Consider the following 19,149-nt stretch of genomic DNA (forward strand, 5'->3'; position numbering starts at 1 on the left):
ACACCCCTATTCAATTCCCGAATCAAACATCACTACTGTAGTTTTTAAAAATAATCTCCCATAATTTTGTTCATCAGCGCACATACAAGTACATCCACTAGTTGTAATTTAGATGAACAGCCATATCCAACAAAAAGTAAAAAACATATACCAGATGCTATTCGAAATGGCAACTGGTAACTTTACATTAAAGTTAAAACCTGATACAGAAAGTAAAGAGTTGGATGAACTGGTAACTATACTAAATACTGTAGCCGAAAAAATGCAGTCATTAACAACTACCTTAGGTTTTATAAATCCGCATTACACCTACCAAGGTTTGGTACAGGCAACAATTATTCTAAACAATACTTTTACAATCAAAAGCTTTAGCCATCAAATTCCTGCTCTCCTGGAATACAATGCCGACAAACTTTTAGAATTACGATTTGACGAAATTTTAGCCAAACAATCCATTCCAATTTGGGATAAGATCAAAACTGAAACAGCAGCAGATAGCAATGCCTTTGCAGTCGTTCAATTCATATTTAGTACGCAAAGCCAACACTTGATTCCCTCCTACTGTACCGTTTCAAGATTTTTATATAGCGATGATATTATCATTAATTTTATTACAACGGTTCTTCAGGATCTGTTACCCGAAGCAACACATATCTCGAGCTCAGTAGTACACAATCAATCAGACGCAGTACTCATTCAAAAGGTCCGGGAATACATTTTAAAAAACGTAGAAAATCAGCTCCCTACTACCAGCGAATTATCAAAAATATTCAATGTCAACGAATTCAAATTAAAAGACACTTTCAGGCATTTTTTCAACACCAGTATCTATCAGTTTTACACCGAAGAAAGACTAAAAAAAGCCCACCTCCTTATCCTTCAAACAAACATCCCGTTAAAAGAAATCGCATTTATCAGCGGCTACAACGACTACACCAATTTCTACAAAGCATTCAAAAAAAAATTTAGCTATTCACCCAGCGAATTGAAACGGGATAATACTATAATTTAGAAATCATCTTTAAAATAAACTACAGTTATAAATTCCTGAAAACGTCATTTAGTCGCCCTTATATTTTTACACAAAAAATCACGATAAAGATTTGCGCGCTGGCCGTTGGGAGTGCCCCCCTAGCGAAGCGGCTGGGGTCGCGATAGGAAAAATCTGTTCGATGATTTTTTGTGCAAAAATATTCAGGCTTGATTTTTTGTTTCTTTTGTATCAAGACAAAAGAAAAAAGCTCTTCATTACTAGAAATTTGTTCACTACCAGAAACATTATTTTTTACATTAAACTAATTTTCTAAGTCCATTTCCCATTCTGCATAGAGAAACTCCCAATACGCAAACAGCTATAACATTAATAAACAGAATTTTACAATATAAACCTGTAAAATTATGAGCATAAAAATAAATAGTGCCAAATTAAAAGAACTAGCAGTCGAAATAATAAGTCTGTCATTGATACTCCTCTTCATCTATGCTGCACTCAGCAAAGCACTTGAATTTCAAAACTTCCAGACACAATTAGGCCAGTCCCCACTATTAAGTGCTTTCACGGGATTCATTTCTTATTCCCTTCTAGTGGTCGAATTCACAATCGCCATATTACTTGCAGTTCCAAAAACACGTTTTGTTGGTCTGCTGGCTTCTTTTATGCTAATGATACTATTCACAGCTTATATTATCGTAATCCTAAACTATTCCTCTTATGTACCATGTTCCTGTGGAGGAATATTGGAAAAAATGACTTGGTATGAGCATTTAGCTTTTAATATAGGTTTTACACTAATGGCAGCAATTGCAGTATTGCTTCTAAGTGCTAACAAAAAACAGGCGATTAGTATACTGCCAATAATTACATGTTCAAGTACATTTATAATAATAGCACTATTCCTCGCATCAGAAAACGCGATGCACCACGAAAACCCTTTTATTCGCCGTTTCATTCAGGGTTCCGCATTCAAAGTTGGCGAAACCAGCTTAAACAGTAATTCCCAATATATTGCAGGCACTGATGGCAATACTGTTTACCTTGGCGACAATCTCGCACCGTTGCACATCACAGCTTACGACAGCACACTAAAAATAAAAAACAAATATAAAATTCAATTAGAACGGGAAGACTTTCCTTTCAGTTCGGTACAGGTAAGGGTATCACCTCCTTATTTCTATTTAATGGACGGAACAGTACCCGTTATTTATAAAGGAAATACAGCCAACTGGAAAGCGAAACTACTGATGCACAGCAACAATTACTATTTCTCAAAGGCCGAAATTATCGCACCAGATAAAATTGCGTTTCGCGCACAGGAATTAAAATCACGAAATAACATACTCGGAACTTTTAATTTTTCAGATTCCCTGCAAGTGCAGTATGCTCCTAACCTCCTTCAAAAACAAATTGATGGCTTCTTCGATACCGATGGCATGATGCAATATGACAGCCATACACAAAAATTCATCTACGCCTATTATTATAGAAACCAGTTCATTGTGGCAAACAAAGATCTTCAGCTCAACTACCGTGGAAAAACAATTGATACTACGGCGCATGCCAACCTCAAAGTAGCATTTATAAAAGAGACAGGCCAAAGAAAATTGGCTTCGATCCCATCAACAGTCAATCAGCTTATAGCTATTTCAGGAAATTTGCTCTTTGTCAACTCCAAGATAATGGGACGCTACGAATCAAAAAAAATGTGGAAACAAGCATCCATCATTGATATATATGATATAAATCAGAAAACCTATTTATTCAGCTTCTACATCTATAATAGTAAAAAAGCAAAAATCCATTCCATGCTGATATCGGAAAATAATTTATATGCAATCATAGGTCATCAGATACACAAATACCGTTTAAACAAAAAATTTTTCAAAGCCCCAACCAACAACTAACAACCAATAACCAACAATATAAAAATTTACTGGCCAGTAACAGGACCGAGACTGAAAACCTGTAAAAAAGAGTAAGTCAAAACTATAATTAAAATTCTAGTATTATGAAAACAATTGTAAAAGTGATTTTGCCTGTATTGGCATTCACATTGGCAAGTGCTGCAGCGGTAAGCACCAATGAAGCAAAAATAAAAGAGTCAAAAAAAGTGGTAGCTGTTTTGGGTTACATCCAGAATCCATCACCACAAGACTGCGATGAAGTCGAAGTAAACTGTTCAGAAGTAAACTCAGGACAAGCCTGTATGACAGCTGAAGCCTCTCCTAGACAAGCTTTTGCAAAAGACGAAGCAAATGCCTGTAACGTCAACTTATACAAAATAATTGACTAATTCATTTTAATTGTAATATGCAGTTTTCAAAAGAGGGAACTGCATATTATTTTAGAACGTACCTATAACCGCTAACTCCTACTCACAATCCCTATAAGTAATTCTCCCCTACACTATTCCCCACAATAGTGTCATCCTGACGAAGGAAGTACCTCATCAAGCAACTCCACAATCCCAATCAAAATCAGCAGTATAAAAAAATCCGTGAAAAATCTGTTCAATCCGTCCAATCCGTGGCCAAACTTTTCCATGTCCACAAGTAATCCCAGAAAACAAATCAAATTAACAGACAATAAACTCATGAAAACGTCCTTTCTCGCCCTTATATTTTTGCGCCTAAAATCACGATAAGGATTTGCGCGCTGGCCGTAGGGAGTGACCCAAGAGTCGAGTGTGAAACACGAGCGGTTGGGTCCCGATAGGAAAAACCGAAACGAAGTGAGGTTCATCGAACACCAATGAAAATAAGAGCTAAGTGAGATAAATCCGTTCGATGATTTTTGGTGTAAAAATATTCTAGGCTTGAAATCGAAGATTCATGAATTCCGAAAAAACAATAATAAACCATGAATATTTTTTTGTTACTTTTTTTATCAAGAAAAAAAGTAAAATACTCTTCAATTAATAATAGCATCCTATTTCAATCCGTCCAATCCGTGGCCAAACTTTCACCTCCAAACAATCCAAAAATCGAATAATCAAATAATCCAAAAAAAAAGGACTGAATGACAAACATCCAGCCCTCACATAATCCACTATACAACTTAATCGGTTACTAATTCAAAATAAGAAATGATAGGGAAAATAAAAAATTATAAAACCTATAATAGCGGTTTATACACTACTTCATAAAACTTGGCTTTATTCAAAAAAGAATTGGCAAAATCCTGAATATCCTTTTCTGTAATAGAATTTACAATATCCACATAATTTTTAGGGTCGTCCATATTGAAGTTATTTTTGAAAAAATTATAAGCCAAATCCATACTATAACTATTAAAATTCTGACTGTCTTTTCTTGACTTTATGTAATTAGTTCTCGTTTTTTCTAAATCTTCGGTAACAATAGATCCCTTTTTAATCTTCTCAATTTCCTGATAAACAATAGGTAATAAGTGTTCAACTTTATTAGCATCACAATCAAATGCAATAGAAAGAGAAGCCATTGGTTTTGGCAGTTTAATCAAACTCGAACTCACATGAGCGCTATAAATCCCACCCTCTTTTTCCCGTAAACTTTCGGTATATCTCAAAGTCAGAATATCCGCAAGGAAAGAGGCCATAATTTTATTCTTTTGTGAAAAAGCATAATCTTCGAGGTATTTAATTCGAACAGAACTCTTAGGCGTTTCCATTTGTATAAAAACATCTTTATCTATTTTATTGGCAATCCAGTCAACGGTATTGTCTTTAAAATTTTCTTTACGTTTGATGCTTTGAATACTTGCAATATATTTTTCCAGTAGCGGTTTCAAAACCTCGGGAGTCACATCACCCACTACATAAAAATCAAAATTGGATACATCGGCAAAACGCTCCTGATACACGGATTTCATTGTGTCAAAAGACAAATCATCAATATACTGCTGATCCATCATACGTATTTTAGGATTGTTTTTTCCATAAATGGCAAAAGTCAAGCTATCTGCCATTTTAAAACGAATGTCTTTTTCTTTGCTCTTTAGTGAATTTTGCAATTTTTGTTTCAGTAGTGCAAACATATCTGCATCAAATCTTGGCTGTGCAAAACGCAAGTGCACTAATTGCATCATAGTTTCAATGTCCTTTACATTCGCTGATCCAGAAACCGTTTCAGTTAAATTATCAATCTCTACCGAAGTACTGGCTGTTTTTCCGTTCAGTACTTTTTCTAAATCGATATTCGATAGTAATCCCACTCCAGACATCATTGCCAAAGAGGCAGCACGACTTACCGATGGTATATCTTTTGGTACATACAACGAAGCTCCACCAAAACTTTCTGCTTTTAGTCGTACGTCTTTCTTGTTTTTGTCGACAAATTTGTAGTGTACTTTAACTCCGTTACTTAATACATACGTAGTGGCATCAATTGCTGCCGTTTTTTGTTCCGATACAATCTTACCCGGTTTCAAAACCATATCGCCCATAAGAGTTTTAGCGACAAAAGAATCAACATAAGGTTGTAAAGAACTGTCATGTTCAGCTTTGTATATAATATTAAGCGCCTGTTCCTGATTCAAGTTGGTTTCGTTTTCAATACCAGTCACGGTAACTACACGGTTTTTAATTGTATATAATTGATTAAGACTAGCTTCAAGCGTTTTAGTATCCAACTGTTGCAGTATGGCTTTTACCATTTCGAATTCTGCTTTCGGATCACCAATGATTTCGTGATGTAAATAATCATCTTTTACCATTCTAATGATGCTTTTATGCGAAATCTCATTTATCTTATCCAGATAATCTTCATAAGATGAAACTTTTTCGGCTACAGCCCTTTCTATTTCTCCTTTTGAAAAACCAAATGTACACGCACGTACCCATTCGTTCATTACGACAGTAAAAGCTTGTGCCTGCTGATTCGGTTTAGGAGAAAGGCTTATCTCTAAAATTGCATTCAAACGGCAGTAATTCTGATAACTGATTTGGGCCCTTTTAAAAGGGCATTGCTGCTTTTGTGCCATTTCCAGCAAACGGTTATTCAGCATTGAAAACGCAATATTGCGCTGGGTTGATCTTTCCAAATCGGCAAAAGTACCCGTAGGTTTTTCAGCAGTATGACGAATCATATAAGTAATCTCAGAAGCTGAAATTTCTTTATCCAAAGCCAGTTTAAAAGTGGGATTGTCATTTTCAGGAATGGCTACTTCAAAACGCTTTTTCGAGTTTTGAGGCGTCGGAATATCCGCAAAAAGTTTCTTAATTTTCGCTTCAATGGCAGCGGCATTCACATCTCCCACTATGGCGATGGCCTGTAAATCTGGACGATACCAATCTTTATAAAAATCCTTCAGAACCTGATAATCAAAGTTTTTAATAATACTCATATCACCTATAGGATCACGGTGGGCATACAAACAATTGTTATAATAAAACGGATCTAACTGCTTGTAAATTCGCTGTCCAGCATTTTGTCGGGTTCTCCATTCTTCGATAATTACACCACGCTCGGCATCAATTTCTTCATTAGTCAAAGACAAAAAATTGGACCAATCATGCAAAACCAGCAGACAGGTATCAACCACTCCCCCATCCTGCGACGGAATATTATCGAGATTGTAAACAGTCTCATCTGTCCCTGTGTAAGCATTAATGTTTTTACCAAAAACAGCCCCCTGCTTTTGAAGTGTATTCAAAATACCTTTTCCTTCAAAATGCTTAGTTCCATTAAAAGCCATATGCTCCAAGAAATGCGCCAACCCTTTTTGCTGGTCATTTTCCAAAATAGAACCCACATTTTGAATAATATAATAACTCGCCGTATTTTTATTAACCGTAGTAGGATAAATATAATAAGTCATACCGTTGGGCAAAACCCCTTTTATAACTTTTTGATTAACCGCAATGGGGTCATTTGCCTTAAAATTTTGTGCATTCGAAAAGAAAACATTCCCAATTGCAAATAAAAAAGCAACAACTAATTTGTATTTTTTAAACATTATAATTTCTATTTAAAACTTTAATAATTTATCCAATTCTACTCTCTATCAAGAATTTGAAGAACGCAAAACATCAGTATTGATGCTATTTCCCTCTTGTCAAACACTAAAAATCTCTCAAGATAATTCACCCACCCCACGCACTCCACAATCCCTGTCAAAATCAACAACAGATAATAAATTCATGAAAACGTCCTCTTATCGCCCTTATATTTTTAAAGACAAAATAACGATAAAGATTTGCGCGCTGGCCGAAGGGAGTGACCCCCAAGTGAGTGCCCAGCACGAACGGCTGGGGTCACGATAAGGAAAATCTGTTCGATTATTTTATCTTTAAAAATATTCAGGCTTGATTTTTTTGTTACTTTTTTTATCAAGAAAAAAAGTAAAATACTCTTCCAATAAAAAAAATCCGTGACAATCTGTTTAATCCGTGGCCAAACTTTTACCCTCAAACAATCTAAAAATCTAAAAATCCAAAAATCAAACAATCAAAAAAAATCACTTCTCCCAATCCCCCTTCATCCATTCCCTTTTCCCCTCCCCCTTCAAATAACACCCCAACCACTCCTGCATTCTACGGGTCAAATCCTCCTGATTTTTAGAATTATAAAAAATATGCCCTTCATTGGGATACACCAGCATCACATGCTCCTTTTGCAACCTCCTTAGTGCAGCATAAAAAGCAGCCGCCTGCCTAGGCTGTACATTAGTATCCTGTTTACCAGCCCAAGTCAATAATGGAGTTTTAATATTACTGGCATTAAACAATGGTGAATTACGATAATAAGCTTCCTGATTCTCAAAAAAAGACCACCCCATGCGGTATTGCTGGTTTTCATACCGCCAGCCATCTGGCGTATTATCATCCAAATTGATAGTAAAATAACTCCCTGTGGTATCCGAAACTCCAGCACCGCTTACCGCTGTGGCAAACATATGGGTCTGCGTAATGATAAAATTGGCCTCATAACCGCCGAACGAATGCCCCATCAGCCCAATGCTTCGGGCATCGGCTACTCCCATTTCAATAACTTTAGAGGCAGCCTTCGTCACGCAGTCCACCGCCGAAAATCCCGTATTGCCCTTTTCAAAAGCAATATCAGCCAGCAGTACCGCATAGCCGTCAGCGGTCAGATTTGTGATATTAAACCCAATGGTATTATGCAATGTTGGATTCACATAATTGTTGACATCACGCGATACTATTTCATAAATATAAACCACCATAGGGTATCGCTTGGAAGGATCATAGCCCGCAGGATAAAACAGAGCCCCATTGAGCAGTCTGCCTTTACTGTCGGAATAATGAATCATTTCCGATTTCCCCCATTCATACAATTGATGTTGCGGATTACTTTGCGCCAAAATAGTAGCTGGCTGATTCATACTTTTTTTAAACATCAGACAGGGCGGATGGTCAAATCGTTGTGTCACATAGATAAAAGCATCACTATCTTTGGCCTTTTGCAGTTTGCTAACAAAGCTATTATCCATCACGAGGGGCTGTTCCGTTTTTTTAGGCTCGAGCATATAGTATCCAGCCGCACCTCCATATAAATCAAGTGCAGTTAACAACACTTTTTTGGAAAGATCATAGCGATAAATGCTCCGCCCCTTACTATTTGGTTGACCATCTGAAACAGCCGAAGCATCAAAACGAAAACGCAGTTGTTTTTCCTTGCCTCGAGTGAGCCGTTTACGCTCTAATCCATCTGGTGAAATCGCCCAAATATCATTATAATCATAATACAGCGCCCATCGATTATCTACCGACCAACCAGGCTGTCCCCAAACCTTCAATTCATTTCCGGGGTCTGTTGCCCTGTTGTCCCAAGACACATCCAGCCCTTTAGTGACATTGGTGTGGGTTTTGTTTTTAAGGTCATAAACCCACCAATTGCTTTCTTTATAGTAAGTAATATAGCGTCCATCAGGCGAAATACCCAACTTATCAATGAATCCCGACTGCTCTTTCAATAACAGTTCCCGTTTACCAGTTTGGGGATGTACCAAATAGTAATCCATATCGGCAATCATTTTTGTTTTAGGCTCATACTGCCAAGGCGAAGCCGTAAGAGCATAATCTTGAGTGCCATTAAACATCGACCACGGCTGATCTATTGTGGTGATCTGGCGTACACTATTATCTTTGACATCCCAAACCGCAAGGTAGTCTTCGCGCTTTACTTTAGCGGCCAGCTTGCGCTTGGGATAGATCTTTTTATCTTTTGCGTGCCAAATTTCAACAGCATCATCCGGCATACTATTGTCAGTTACCGTTGAGGCAGTTATTCCAAAAAACACCTTTTCACCGTCCCTTGATAACGACAGCGGCACATTTTGGTTAGGATCAATCTCCATGACTTTGGGAAAAATAACATCCGTACTTTTTAAAACATACAGCTTGCCAGAACCAATCTCATAACGATACAGCTCTATTTTTCCTCCACTGTTACCGAAAAAAGCAACATTGTTCCCTTTGTACTGCCATCTAAGGACGGTATAAGTCTGGACTGATGATGAGATAATGGGCTGTTTGGCATAAGTCTTTTGCAAAATCAGATACCCCGCCATGGCAATACCATTTGTTGCTGTTGCATAAACCAACATTGTATTGGCTTCATTCCAGCGAAATTCCGTTACATTGGCAATCACATCTATAACCTTTCCGTCCTTTCGAATCACAAGTTGTTGTTGCTTTTGCTCTTTTTGTCCTTTTTCCAGTGTGATAAGATAATGCCCGTCTGCCGAAAAATCATAACGGGCCACATCAGGAATCCTGATATCCTCTCCAGTATTTAAATCAACCAGCACCAACATATCTTTTCTGTTGTAAGCAAACGTCCGATCTGTGTTGAATCTGCCCATACTCGCTCCCGCAAAAAAATACCGCTGATGTGTCTGTGTATTGACAACAAACAGAGTGTCTGCATTAGACTCATATTCCATCCGATAACTCGCCCATTCCCCCTTAGGCGAAATCTGTTCCGCCCCCATCGTTCCCCAAAGACCGTAATCAGCCTCGGTCAGTCGCTTTTGGGTTGGTACCTGTCCCATAACGGGACAGCAAACCAAACCACTCAGCGTTATGACAATGATGCCATAAACAGCCGACAAAAAAGACCCTTTCATCAGTAACCCGGATTTGGGGTAAGATTCGGATTAGCCAGCAGTTCTTTTTCAGGTATCGGCCATAAAGCATCCGTTTTATTCCATCCCGGTTTTAGGATAGGCAGCGTGCTGTCAAGCGTACCACTTCTTTTTAAGTCGAAAAAACGATGTCCATATTCGGTAAACAATTCAAACCGTCTTTCCTGCATAACCGCAGCCACAATATCATCTGCTGTAATCGCTGTCGTATTGAGCAGTCCTGCCGTTTTCCGTATTACGTTCAAATCTTCCTTCGCCCCAATCAGTTCCCCTTGTCTCGCGCGGGCTTCTGCCCTGATAAGGTATTGTTCTGCCAATCTGAAAACAATCGAATACTCCACCGAGGTCGCTGTAGCAGTTTTTTGCTTGTATTTATTGGCATGATACCAAGTAGTCTTGCCATCGGTAACAGTAGCAATCCAGCGTGTTTTTCTAAGATCATTGCTGGCAAACGATTGGAACAATTCTGGACGCAGTCCTGCAAAAGTTGGCGGTCCGCTCTTAAAGATAAACAGTGCCCCTTCATCGGTATTATTGCCCGCCGCTTTGGGAATGAACTGCCAGATGGTAGCCTTACAATCCTTCAAAAAGGTTTTATCAAGATTGGTTTCCCAAACATACGCCGGATTATTCAAAACCGCCGAGGCGGCATTGGAAGCTTCTGCCCAATCCCCTCTATACAGATAAACCCTCGCCAGTAAAGCAATTGCCGTCGAGCGGTTAGGCCTTACCCTGTCAGCCGACAGATAATTTTCAGGCAATAAGGCAATCGCCCGATTCAAATCGGCAATAATCGAAGCATAAACAGCGGCAACAGGCATGCGGGTTGCCTGTCGGGTAATTTCATAATTCGTTGTGGTAATATAAGCCACATCGCCATAAAGGTTCGTCAGGTAAAAATGTACCATCGCCCTTATAAAACTAGCCTCCCCGATAAACTGATTCCTATCCGCTTTACTAAGTGCTACCGACTTTTCACAGCCTTCTATAACAGCATTGGCGCAGTATATCTGCTGATAGCTGTCATTCCACAATTGTGAGACAGCCGCCGTATTAGGCAGTAGCGTATTATTAAAAACAAACAGGCTATTTTCGTTACTCGCCCCATAATAAAACAGCTCGTCCGCATATAGCCCTAAATACGAACCCGAACCAATATTGCTTCCAGCCAACATACCACTGTCCCGTAGTTTCGAATAAATATCCGCCAAAGCAGCACTAGCAGTATTGGCATCCTCAAAAACAAGATCCCCCGTGAGCTGCGAATCAGGAATAGCAACATCCACAAAATTATCACATCCCGCAAAAGAAAAGAATGCCATAAACAGCATTATAGGTTTTATATAATTTTTCATAATTAAAATATTTTGGTTAAAAACAGATTACGAAAACCACGTAACCTCAGCATGCGAATCAATAATCAAAGTAAAATAAACAACAGCAATAAACTCATGAAACCGTCCTCTTATCGCCCTTATATTTTTTTATAAAAAATCACGATAAGGATTTTGCGCGTTGGCCGAAGGGAGTGACCCCGGAGTCGAGTGTGAAACACGAGCGGCTGGGGTCGCGATAAGGAAAACCGAAACGAAGTGAGGTTCATCGAACACCAATAAAAATAAGAGCTAAGTGAGATAAATCTGTCCGATGATTTTCTGATATAAAAATATTCAGGCTTGATTTTTTTGTTACTTTTTTTATCAAGAAAAAAAGTAAAATACTCTCAATAAAACAGAAATAAACTCATGAAACCGTCCTCTCTCGCGCCCTTATATTTTTTTATAAAAAATCACGATAAGGATTTTGCGCATTGGCCGAAGGGAGTGACCCCGGAGTCGAGTGTGAAACACGAGCGGCTGGGGTCGCGATAGGGAAAATCCGTTCGATGATTTTTAGTAAAAAAATATTCTAGGCTTGATTTTTTTGTTACTTTTTTTATCAAGAAAAAAAGTAAAATACTCTTCAAATAAACCTAGACGAAATCAAAAACTAACCTTAACCCCCACAGCATTAACCCGCAACGGCGGCAAATACCCCCCAAACTTAAACTCAGGATCACCATTAGAATAATGACTAAACGTCAATAAATTCTGCCCCTGCCAATACACCTGACACCGAATCCCCTGACTAACCTTTAACGGCAAATCATACGTCAGCGAAATATTCTTAAGCCGTATATACGAAGCATCCTCCACCGCACCATCACTAGTTGCATAACGAAAATAAGCCGTCACAGCATTACTGTTCTTTCCTGCCGTATAAGGCTGCTGTGTGGCAGAATCGCCAACGCTTTCCAGTTGGTTCTGCATCCCTCCAGGAACTCCGGGCTGTGGCGCAAAAGCCTCCTGCTTCACAAACTGAAACAGAAAATCCAGCTGTGCCCCTTTGTATTTAAAATGGTTCTCCAATCCACCAAAATATTTTGGACTCAAATTCGCTAATGCCTGTTTATCACCCAGAGTAGTTGTGAGGCCGTCGCCGTTCATATCGGTAAATTCATAAATACCAGTTGTAGGGTTCATGCCCGTATAATGAAAAACTTTGGTAATGGAGATAGGTTCTCCAACTACATACGTATTGGCATTGGTGGAACTGGCAAGATTGGGATAGGAAATTAGCTTATTGCGGTTAAACGAAATATTAAAACTACTGCTCCATTCAAAGTGTTCACGGGTCAGGTTAATAGTCCTCAGCGTCAACTCCAATCCGCTGTTCTGCACCGTAGCGTCAAGATTCCCGTACAGCGAACTGAATCCTGCCGTCCCTGGCAGCGGTACGCCCACCAGTTGGTTGGAGGAGCGGTTACGGTAGTAGGCGGTGGTTAGAAAAATACGGTCTTTCAAAAATCCCGTTTCCAATGCCGCTTCCAGTTTTTGATTGGTCTCCCATCCAAACTCAGGATTAAACAAGCGGGCAGGCTGTAATCCTACAGTTCCCTGATAATTATTGCCAGTCGAAACATAAGTGTCCAGAAACTGGTAATCCCCTATCTGATCGTTACCCGTACTTCCGTAACTAGCGCGCAGTTTTCCAAAACTAAGTACAGTGTTGTTTTTCAAAAAAGCCTCGTTAGAAAAAAGCCACGCCGCTCCAACAGCCCCAAAAGTCGCAAACTGCTTCCCAGGACCAAAACGGCTCGAACCATCACGACGGGCAGTCAGGTTAACGATATAACGGGTATCCCAATTGTAATTCAGACGGGCAAAAAGGGCTTCATATTTATAAACAGTAGCATCACTCTGCCGAACAGTTTTGGTGGTCGCCGATGCCATATCATGAATTAGACTATTGCTCGAAAAACCAGTACCTCCCAGATAAAGGCGCTCGGTATGCTGATTTTGGAAAGTGCTTCCTAGCAAAACTTCAAATTGCCCTTTGCCAATTTCTGTCGTATAATTAAGCTGTGGCTCGATAATCCACGAACTGCGGGCAGTCGAATTGGTGCTTATGCTCGAAGTCTTACTGTTCAGTCCAAAAGAGGGATTGTACATCGTCGAGGGCATCGTACGGCTTTCATTATTCTGCAGATCCGTAAAGCCAAAACTGCTTTTAAATTCCAGATTGGGAACAAAACGGTACGACAGCACTGCATTGGCAACAAGATCATTAATACGGGATTCAAATTCCGACTCCAATCCCGCCAGCGGATTCGTCCATGTCCCATTTTCCCAATTCAGATTGCCGTTAGCATCATACAATGCAGGAGCATTAGGTGGAAGAGTTCGGGATACCGGAGTCAAATCCACCGAAGGCATATTATTGTTCTGCGTGGTGTAGTTCCCTGAAAAATTTATTCTAAAACGCTCATCTTCCGATTTATGGTTCATGCTAAAATGAGCCGAGCCCTTTTTATACTCAAAATCACCCGGAAAAACAGTCGTTTCCGTTCTGTAATTACCGCTCAACAAGTACTGTGTCTGCGCACTCCCTCCTGATACCGAAGCCTGCATATTATAAATAGTGGCAGTACCGCCCAGCAGTTCTTCCTGCCAGTCAGTATTGCGCTCCTTACTCCACGTTCCGTTTACATCGTAGGCGGTCGCGGGATAAGTGGTCACGCCATCATTGGCAAAAGCCTGCTGGCGCATAGCCAGATACTGCTGGGTATTCATCAGCTTAGGCAATTTAGTCACAGTCCCAAAACTGGTGGAAGTATTAATCGTAAAACGGGTATCTCCCGCCTTTCCTTTTTTAGTAGTAATCAGTACTACCCCATTAGCCCCGCGCGAACCATAAATAGCAGTCGCATCGGCATCCTTAAGCACCTCGATGCTTTCGATGTCCTGCGGATTAATAGAATTCAGCGGACTGGTCATAGTCGGCGCAGTTCCCGAGGTCGTCGTAGAGCCAATGGTTTCCGATGAATAAGGAACACCATCTATAATATACAGCGGTTGATTCCCATCGGCTCGCAGACTGTTTTGCCCCCGAATCTTAATACTAAAAGATCCGCCCGGCGAGCCACTGTCCTGCACGATATCCACACCCGCCATCCTGCCCTGCATCGTAGCAAGCACATTAGTCACGGGCTGTTTCTCGATATCCGAGGCAGTGATTTTGGCAATACTTCCAGTGCGTTCGCTTTCCTTTACACTGTAATATCCCGCATTGATTTTTACTTCCCGCAAGGTGGTAGCATCGGGCTGTAACACTATGTTGATTGTAGTACGCCCCTGCACAGGAACAATTTCCGTGCGGTATCCCACATAAGTAAACACCAAAGTATCTTGAGGTGATGCAGAAAGTTCATACCCTCCGTTATAATCCGATACACTAAACACATGAGTTTTATTCTTTATCGAAATAGTAACACCAGGCAAAGTACTGTTGCCATCGGTGACAGTTCCCTGTACCTGATGCTGTTGGGGCTTGGCAAGAGGTTGCCGAGAAAAATTATGAGCTTGAATAGGCGAAAAAGACAGTATCACTCCCATTAAAAACAGGAAACAAAAAGCCCTTCCCCCCATAGATAATGAAAAATTATTCATAATATTGGGTTGGTTAAATTAAAATATTCAGTTTTGTTTAGCTACGGTCCTCTATATGTTGTCCAGACGGTTAGAGGGCCATTTTTATTATAGTTTTTTGTCTATATCATAGGCACATATTTTAATTTTAAATTAAATATTTATTTGTTTTACGTCATTGCGAGGAACGAAGCAACCTCACTATTCTGCTTTCTGCTTTCTGCTTTCTGCCCTCTGCATTCTGCTTTCTGCTTTCTGCAATCTGCAACCTACCCTCTGTAATCTACAACCTGCAACCTGCTCACTGTCATTGCGAGGAACGAAGCAACCTCACGATCATAGGCTTCCCACAATCCACATCCCCACAATATTGTCATCCTGACGAAGGAAGGACCACACAAGCAACTCGACAAAGATTGGTACCCTCACCTCAAAGTCATTGCGAGGAACGAAGCAACCTCACAATTATTCACCTCAATCCCCCACTCACAATTAACAACTCACAATTAACAATTAAAATAAAGCCTGCACCGAAACACTAATTCAAAATAAAGAATCAGCACAGGCATTAAATAATAGAAAAATTCCGTTTTATACCATAAGCACCATTTTAAATTAATTTTTTAAAACTGTAATAAGGCATTCTCATTGAAATTGAAATTGCCATTGACATTGTCATTGCCATTGCCATTGCATTTCTGCGAGACTAGTAAAAATGAAGAAAAATAACGCTAAGAATAAAAGCAGGAGTTCTAACCTAAAATAAAAGGCATAAAAAAAGGCATGGAACTCAGCTTACTGCGTTAGAGGTACTGGTATACCGTGCAACAATAAGTGAGCCCACGCCATAGGACGTGAGCATCTTACTTATCATCTCGTTGCAAAATTACCAGTTTTCTAACGCGAGATTCTAAGCGAATGCTTCAAATATTTTTATATGAAGAATCGCAAAAATACATTACATACCCGTAATGATAAAACAAATATAAGAAAATATTTCATAATGCGCACTTTAGTACGCGTTATTTTTTAGTGATTAACTTTCCTTTGTTATAATGACTGCAACAAACAATATCATTTGTAACTATATCTATAGAAACTGGATTGAATCTTATAAATCCCAGAGGTCATTTGCATTAGATCACAATATTGAAGAAAGTATAGTTAGGAAAATTAAAAATACCGCACTAAACATCAAAGCTTCAAATTATAATATCCCAGTCAATACACTTAAAAAAATCTGTGAATCTCGTAATATGAAACTTTCAGATTTTTTTAAGTTAATCGATAATTAAAGATAAATTTCAAAAATAAAGTTTGAACTTGATTAAATACGACTACGAAAAAGATGCTAAGAATGCATCTTTTTTTCTGTGATTTTGAAAAGCTTAAACAATGTTGCAAAATTTTTCATAGGTTTGTCAAAATAAATTAAATAATTACTTATTTTTTTCTATACAATTTTAAAGTTATGATTCTAGCGCAAAGAGATATTTATACTGAATTACTCAACTCACAAGTTTTAAAAGAGGACATTCATGAATTGTTAAAAACTTACAAAGATGCACATAAGGATGATATTACTTTAAGTGGGAATAAATTAGATAATGTAAATAATTTACTTGATGCAGTGGAAAAAAATATTATTCCTGCAACAGATTTACAAATTTTGATTAAAGACTCTGAAGAGTTTGGTGATCAATATATTTACCTTTACGAACCTATTAACAAAACAATAAGTCAAAAATATAATGATGGAAATTCGATTATAGACTCTATTGTTAGTCAATCGATAAAATTAGGATTTCCAAAATTAACGATAAAGCCTACCAAATTTGAATGGGCGGATTTTCGATCCCCATATCGAGGAGTGAAAAATACATGGTTATTAAAAATGTACGACCGAAAAGTTAGAGAGATAAAAATAGATGACAAATATGATATTTCTAAAGGTCAACGGGTAGTAACATTTGAAAGAACTGAAAGCAGATTGATTTACTTGATTGAATGGACTGAAAGTGAACAATTAGAGATAAAAATTAGTAGAACTTCATTCGATTCAGCTAAAAGTTTAAATGAATCGATTAAGTTAATTAGAAATAAGATTTATAATGGAGGCCAAGGTATAAATCCTGAAACGGAGATTAAATATGTGGATCTAACCGATTGTGTGAATAATATTTTAAAAAAATCGGAAGACAACGAAAAGATTTATAAATTAATTAGTGTCACTTTAATTGATTCTCAATTTGGGAGGGCTTCGATAAGAGCTTTTGACGATCAAGGCCAAAGTGATTTGTTGTCAGAAGGCTCAAGAAAACAAGCAATTGAAGCTTATTTAAATGGCAATGGAAAGGCCGATGGAGTGGTCGTTAGATTCTTAGCAGATGGATCTAATGGAGAATTAAAAAGTGATATTAATGTAATTATCGGAAGAGATGGTATTAATCAAATAATTATTCCTGCTAAGATAAAACCTCAAGAATACAAATATGTCAGAAGAAAAATTGCAGAATTTAGCTAAAGAATTCCCGCAGTATAAGCGTGTTTTTCAAGCTGTTTTAGAGTGGTTTAAATCCCACCCTAACACAAATGCAATTTCTATGGAAATATTTTACTCAAGCAAGTTTTCATTTTCAAGGGAAGAAATAAATATTGCTTTTATTTTGATGAAAGAAAATCTAATCCTTACTACAATATATAGAATATTAGATGATGATGGATCGAAGATCGGAAGGGATTTTGATGATTATAATGAAATTCCCGATACGATTGATACCATGTGGGGAGAAAAAAAAAATACACGAGATGTATTTATAGTTCCTTATTATAAACTTCTCAAATAATATTTTCTTGTCTTCATCAGATACATTTACTACAGATATTCTTGCTATATCTATGGAATTTCACTACAAAGTAAAAGTGAAATGGAAAACTGCTATAGATTATGAAGAAAAAGGTCTATTGTGGGTCAAGGATATAAGTGATCGTTATAATAATGCCAAGATAACTCAAAATGCTACAGAAATATTATTAACGGAAACGTTTCATTTTTTAAAAGTTTCAGGCGTGCTAAAGTTTGATGATCAATTTGAGTTAGCGCTAATAATGAAGGGTGGAGGAATTAAAGGCCTAGCGTATGTTGGTGCCCTAGAAGAACTAACGAAATTTCATGAATTTGATTGGTATGCAGGTACATCTGCGGGTGCAGTAACAGCTCTACTACTGGCATGCGGATATACTCATAATGATCTAAAATCTATCTTGGAAAAGAAAGATTTTAGTGATTTCAAAGATGCAAATTTACTAAAAGCGATATACAATTTAGTTACTAAAAGTGGTTTATATGAAGCAAATTCTTTCATAGATTGGATTGATGAATTATTAGCCTTGAAATTAGATTCTGCCTATGCAGTTAAACTTGGACATCTCCCAAAAAGAGTTACTATATATGCTAGTCGCAGAGATAAGGATGCTTTGACGTTCGATTCATTTAACGAAAAAAACAAAGATACTATAGCATCGTACGCTGCAAGATGCAGTATGTCAATTCCATTTTTTTTCACTCCACAGAAAAATGAAGGACTAAATGTTTTTGATGGAGGTGTTCAGAATAATTTTCCGGTGGAAGTATTACTTAGAGACAATCCAAATTCAAAATTTATAGGATTATATTTGGGTAGAGAGATTTATAAGACAAAAAGAAACAATATATTCCGTGACTTACTTATGCTAGGTACTGAATCTGAAGATCCAGCTGTTTTAGAAAAGTATAGAGATCAAATTATTATAATTGACCCATATCCTATAAGTACTTATTCATTTAAATTAAGTCCTTCTGAAAAAGGTTTTCTATTAGAAAATGGAAGATTAGCAGCATTAAAATATCTTGATAAAAATAATTTCCTAAAAAAAGAGGATTTTGACTTTGAAGAAAGAAAAATTAAAATTGAGCAAATACGACAAGATCTTACTAATAAAAAGAGAAAATCAACTAGAATTATTTTTATTGCGATTTTACTAGTATCACTCTTTTTATCTTATACAGCTTTTTAATTTACAATGAATCATGATGTAGGTTTAATACCCCTGCTGGCG

10 protein-coding genes are annotated in these 19,149 nt (G+C 37.9%); 6 read left to right on the forward strand and 4 right to left on the reverse strand.

The window, feature by feature from the left end; genetic code table 11:
* Positions 1-154: 154 nt before the first annotated feature.
* The 3 genes from ACUN3A_RS00280 to ACUN3A_RS00290 all read left to right on the forward strand — a co-directional run bounded on the left by ACUN3A_RS00280 (position 155) and on the right by ACUN3A_RS00290 (position 3,290).
* Complete coding sequence (locus ACUN3A_RS00280) at positions 155-1,012, forward strand: helix-turn-helix domain-containing protein (RefSeq protein ID WP_445549345.1); 858 nt, start codon at positions 155-157, stop codon at positions 1,010-1,012.
* Positions 1,013-1,398: 386 nt separating this feature from the next.
* Positions 1,399-2,901 (forward strand): MauE/DoxX family redox-associated membrane protein, encoded by a 1,503-nt coding sequence (locus ACUN3A_RS00285; protein WP_445549346.1) that lies wholly within the window; start codon positions 1,399-1,401, stop codon positions 2,899-2,901.
* A 104-nt stretch (positions 2,902-3,005) separates the two neighbouring features.
* On the forward strand, positions 3,006-3,290 hold the full coding sequence (locus tag ACUN3A_RS00290; RefSeq protein ID WP_445549347.1) for a DUF6520 family protein: 285 nt from the start codon (positions 3,006-3,008) through the stop codon (positions 3,288-3,290).
* 821 nt (positions 3,291-4,111) lie between these two features.
* Here ACUN3A_RS00290 and ACUN3A_RS00295 read toward each other — a convergent pair.
* The 4 genes from ACUN3A_RS00295 to ACUN3A_RS00310 all read right to left on the reverse strand — a co-directional run bounded on the left by ACUN3A_RS00295 (position 4,112) and on the right by ACUN3A_RS00310 (position 15,072).
* Positions 4,112-6,931, reverse strand: coding sequence for a M16 family metallopeptidase (locus ACUN3A_RS00295; protein WP_445549348.1), 2,820 nt, complete (start codon positions 6,929-6,931; stop codon positions 4,112-4,114).
* A 501-nt stretch (positions 6,932-7,432) separates the two neighbouring features.
* Positions 7,433-10,066, reverse strand: coding sequence for a S9 family peptidase (locus ACUN3A_RS00300; protein WP_445549349.1), 2,634 nt, complete (start codon positions 10,064-10,066; stop codon positions 7,433-7,435).
* Complete coding sequence (locus ACUN3A_RS00305) at positions 10,066-11,439, reverse strand: RagB/SusD family nutrient uptake outer membrane protein (protein ID WP_445549350.1); 1,374 nt, start codon at positions 11,437-11,439, stop codon at positions 10,066-10,068. The genes ACUN3A_RS00300 and ACUN3A_RS00305 overlap by 1 nt, the downstream gene beginning before the upstream one ends.
* A 627-nt stretch (positions 11,440-12,066) precedes the next feature.
* Positions 12,067-15,072: a SusC/RagA family TonB-linked outer membrane protein gene (locus tag ACUN3A_RS00310; protein WP_445549351.1), complete on the reverse strand. Its 3,006-nt coding sequence runs from the start codon at positions 15,070-15,072 to the stop codon at positions 12,067-12,069.
* 1,450 nt (positions 15,073-16,522) lie between these two features.
* Here ACUN3A_RS00310 and ACUN3A_RS00315 point away from each other — a divergent pair.
* The 3 genes from ACUN3A_RS00315 to ACUN3A_RS00325 are packed head-to-tail and all read left to right on the forward strand — an operon-like array spanning position 16,523 to position 19,107.
* Positions 16,523-17,575 (forward strand): hypothetical protein, encoded by a 1,053-nt coding sequence (locus ACUN3A_RS00315; RefSeq protein ID WP_445549352.1) that lies wholly within the window; start codon positions 16,523-16,525, stop codon positions 17,573-17,575.
* Complete coding sequence (locus tag ACUN3A_RS00320; protein WP_445549353.1) at positions 17,544-17,897, forward strand: hypothetical protein; 354 nt, start codon at positions 17,544-17,546, stop codon at positions 17,895-17,897. The genes ACUN3A_RS00315 and ACUN3A_RS00320 overlap by 32 nt, the downstream gene beginning before the upstream one ends.
* Positions 17,898-17,904: 7 nt before the next feature.
* Positions 17,905-19,107: a patatin-like phospholipase family protein gene (locus tag ACUN3A_RS00325; RefSeq protein WP_445549354.1), complete on the forward strand. Its 1,203-nt coding sequence runs from the start codon at positions 17,905-17,907 to the stop codon at positions 19,105-19,107.
* The last annotated feature ends 42 nt before the right edge of the window (positions 19,108-19,149 follow it).

Source organism: Flavobacterium sp. WC2509, assembly GCF_052683105.1.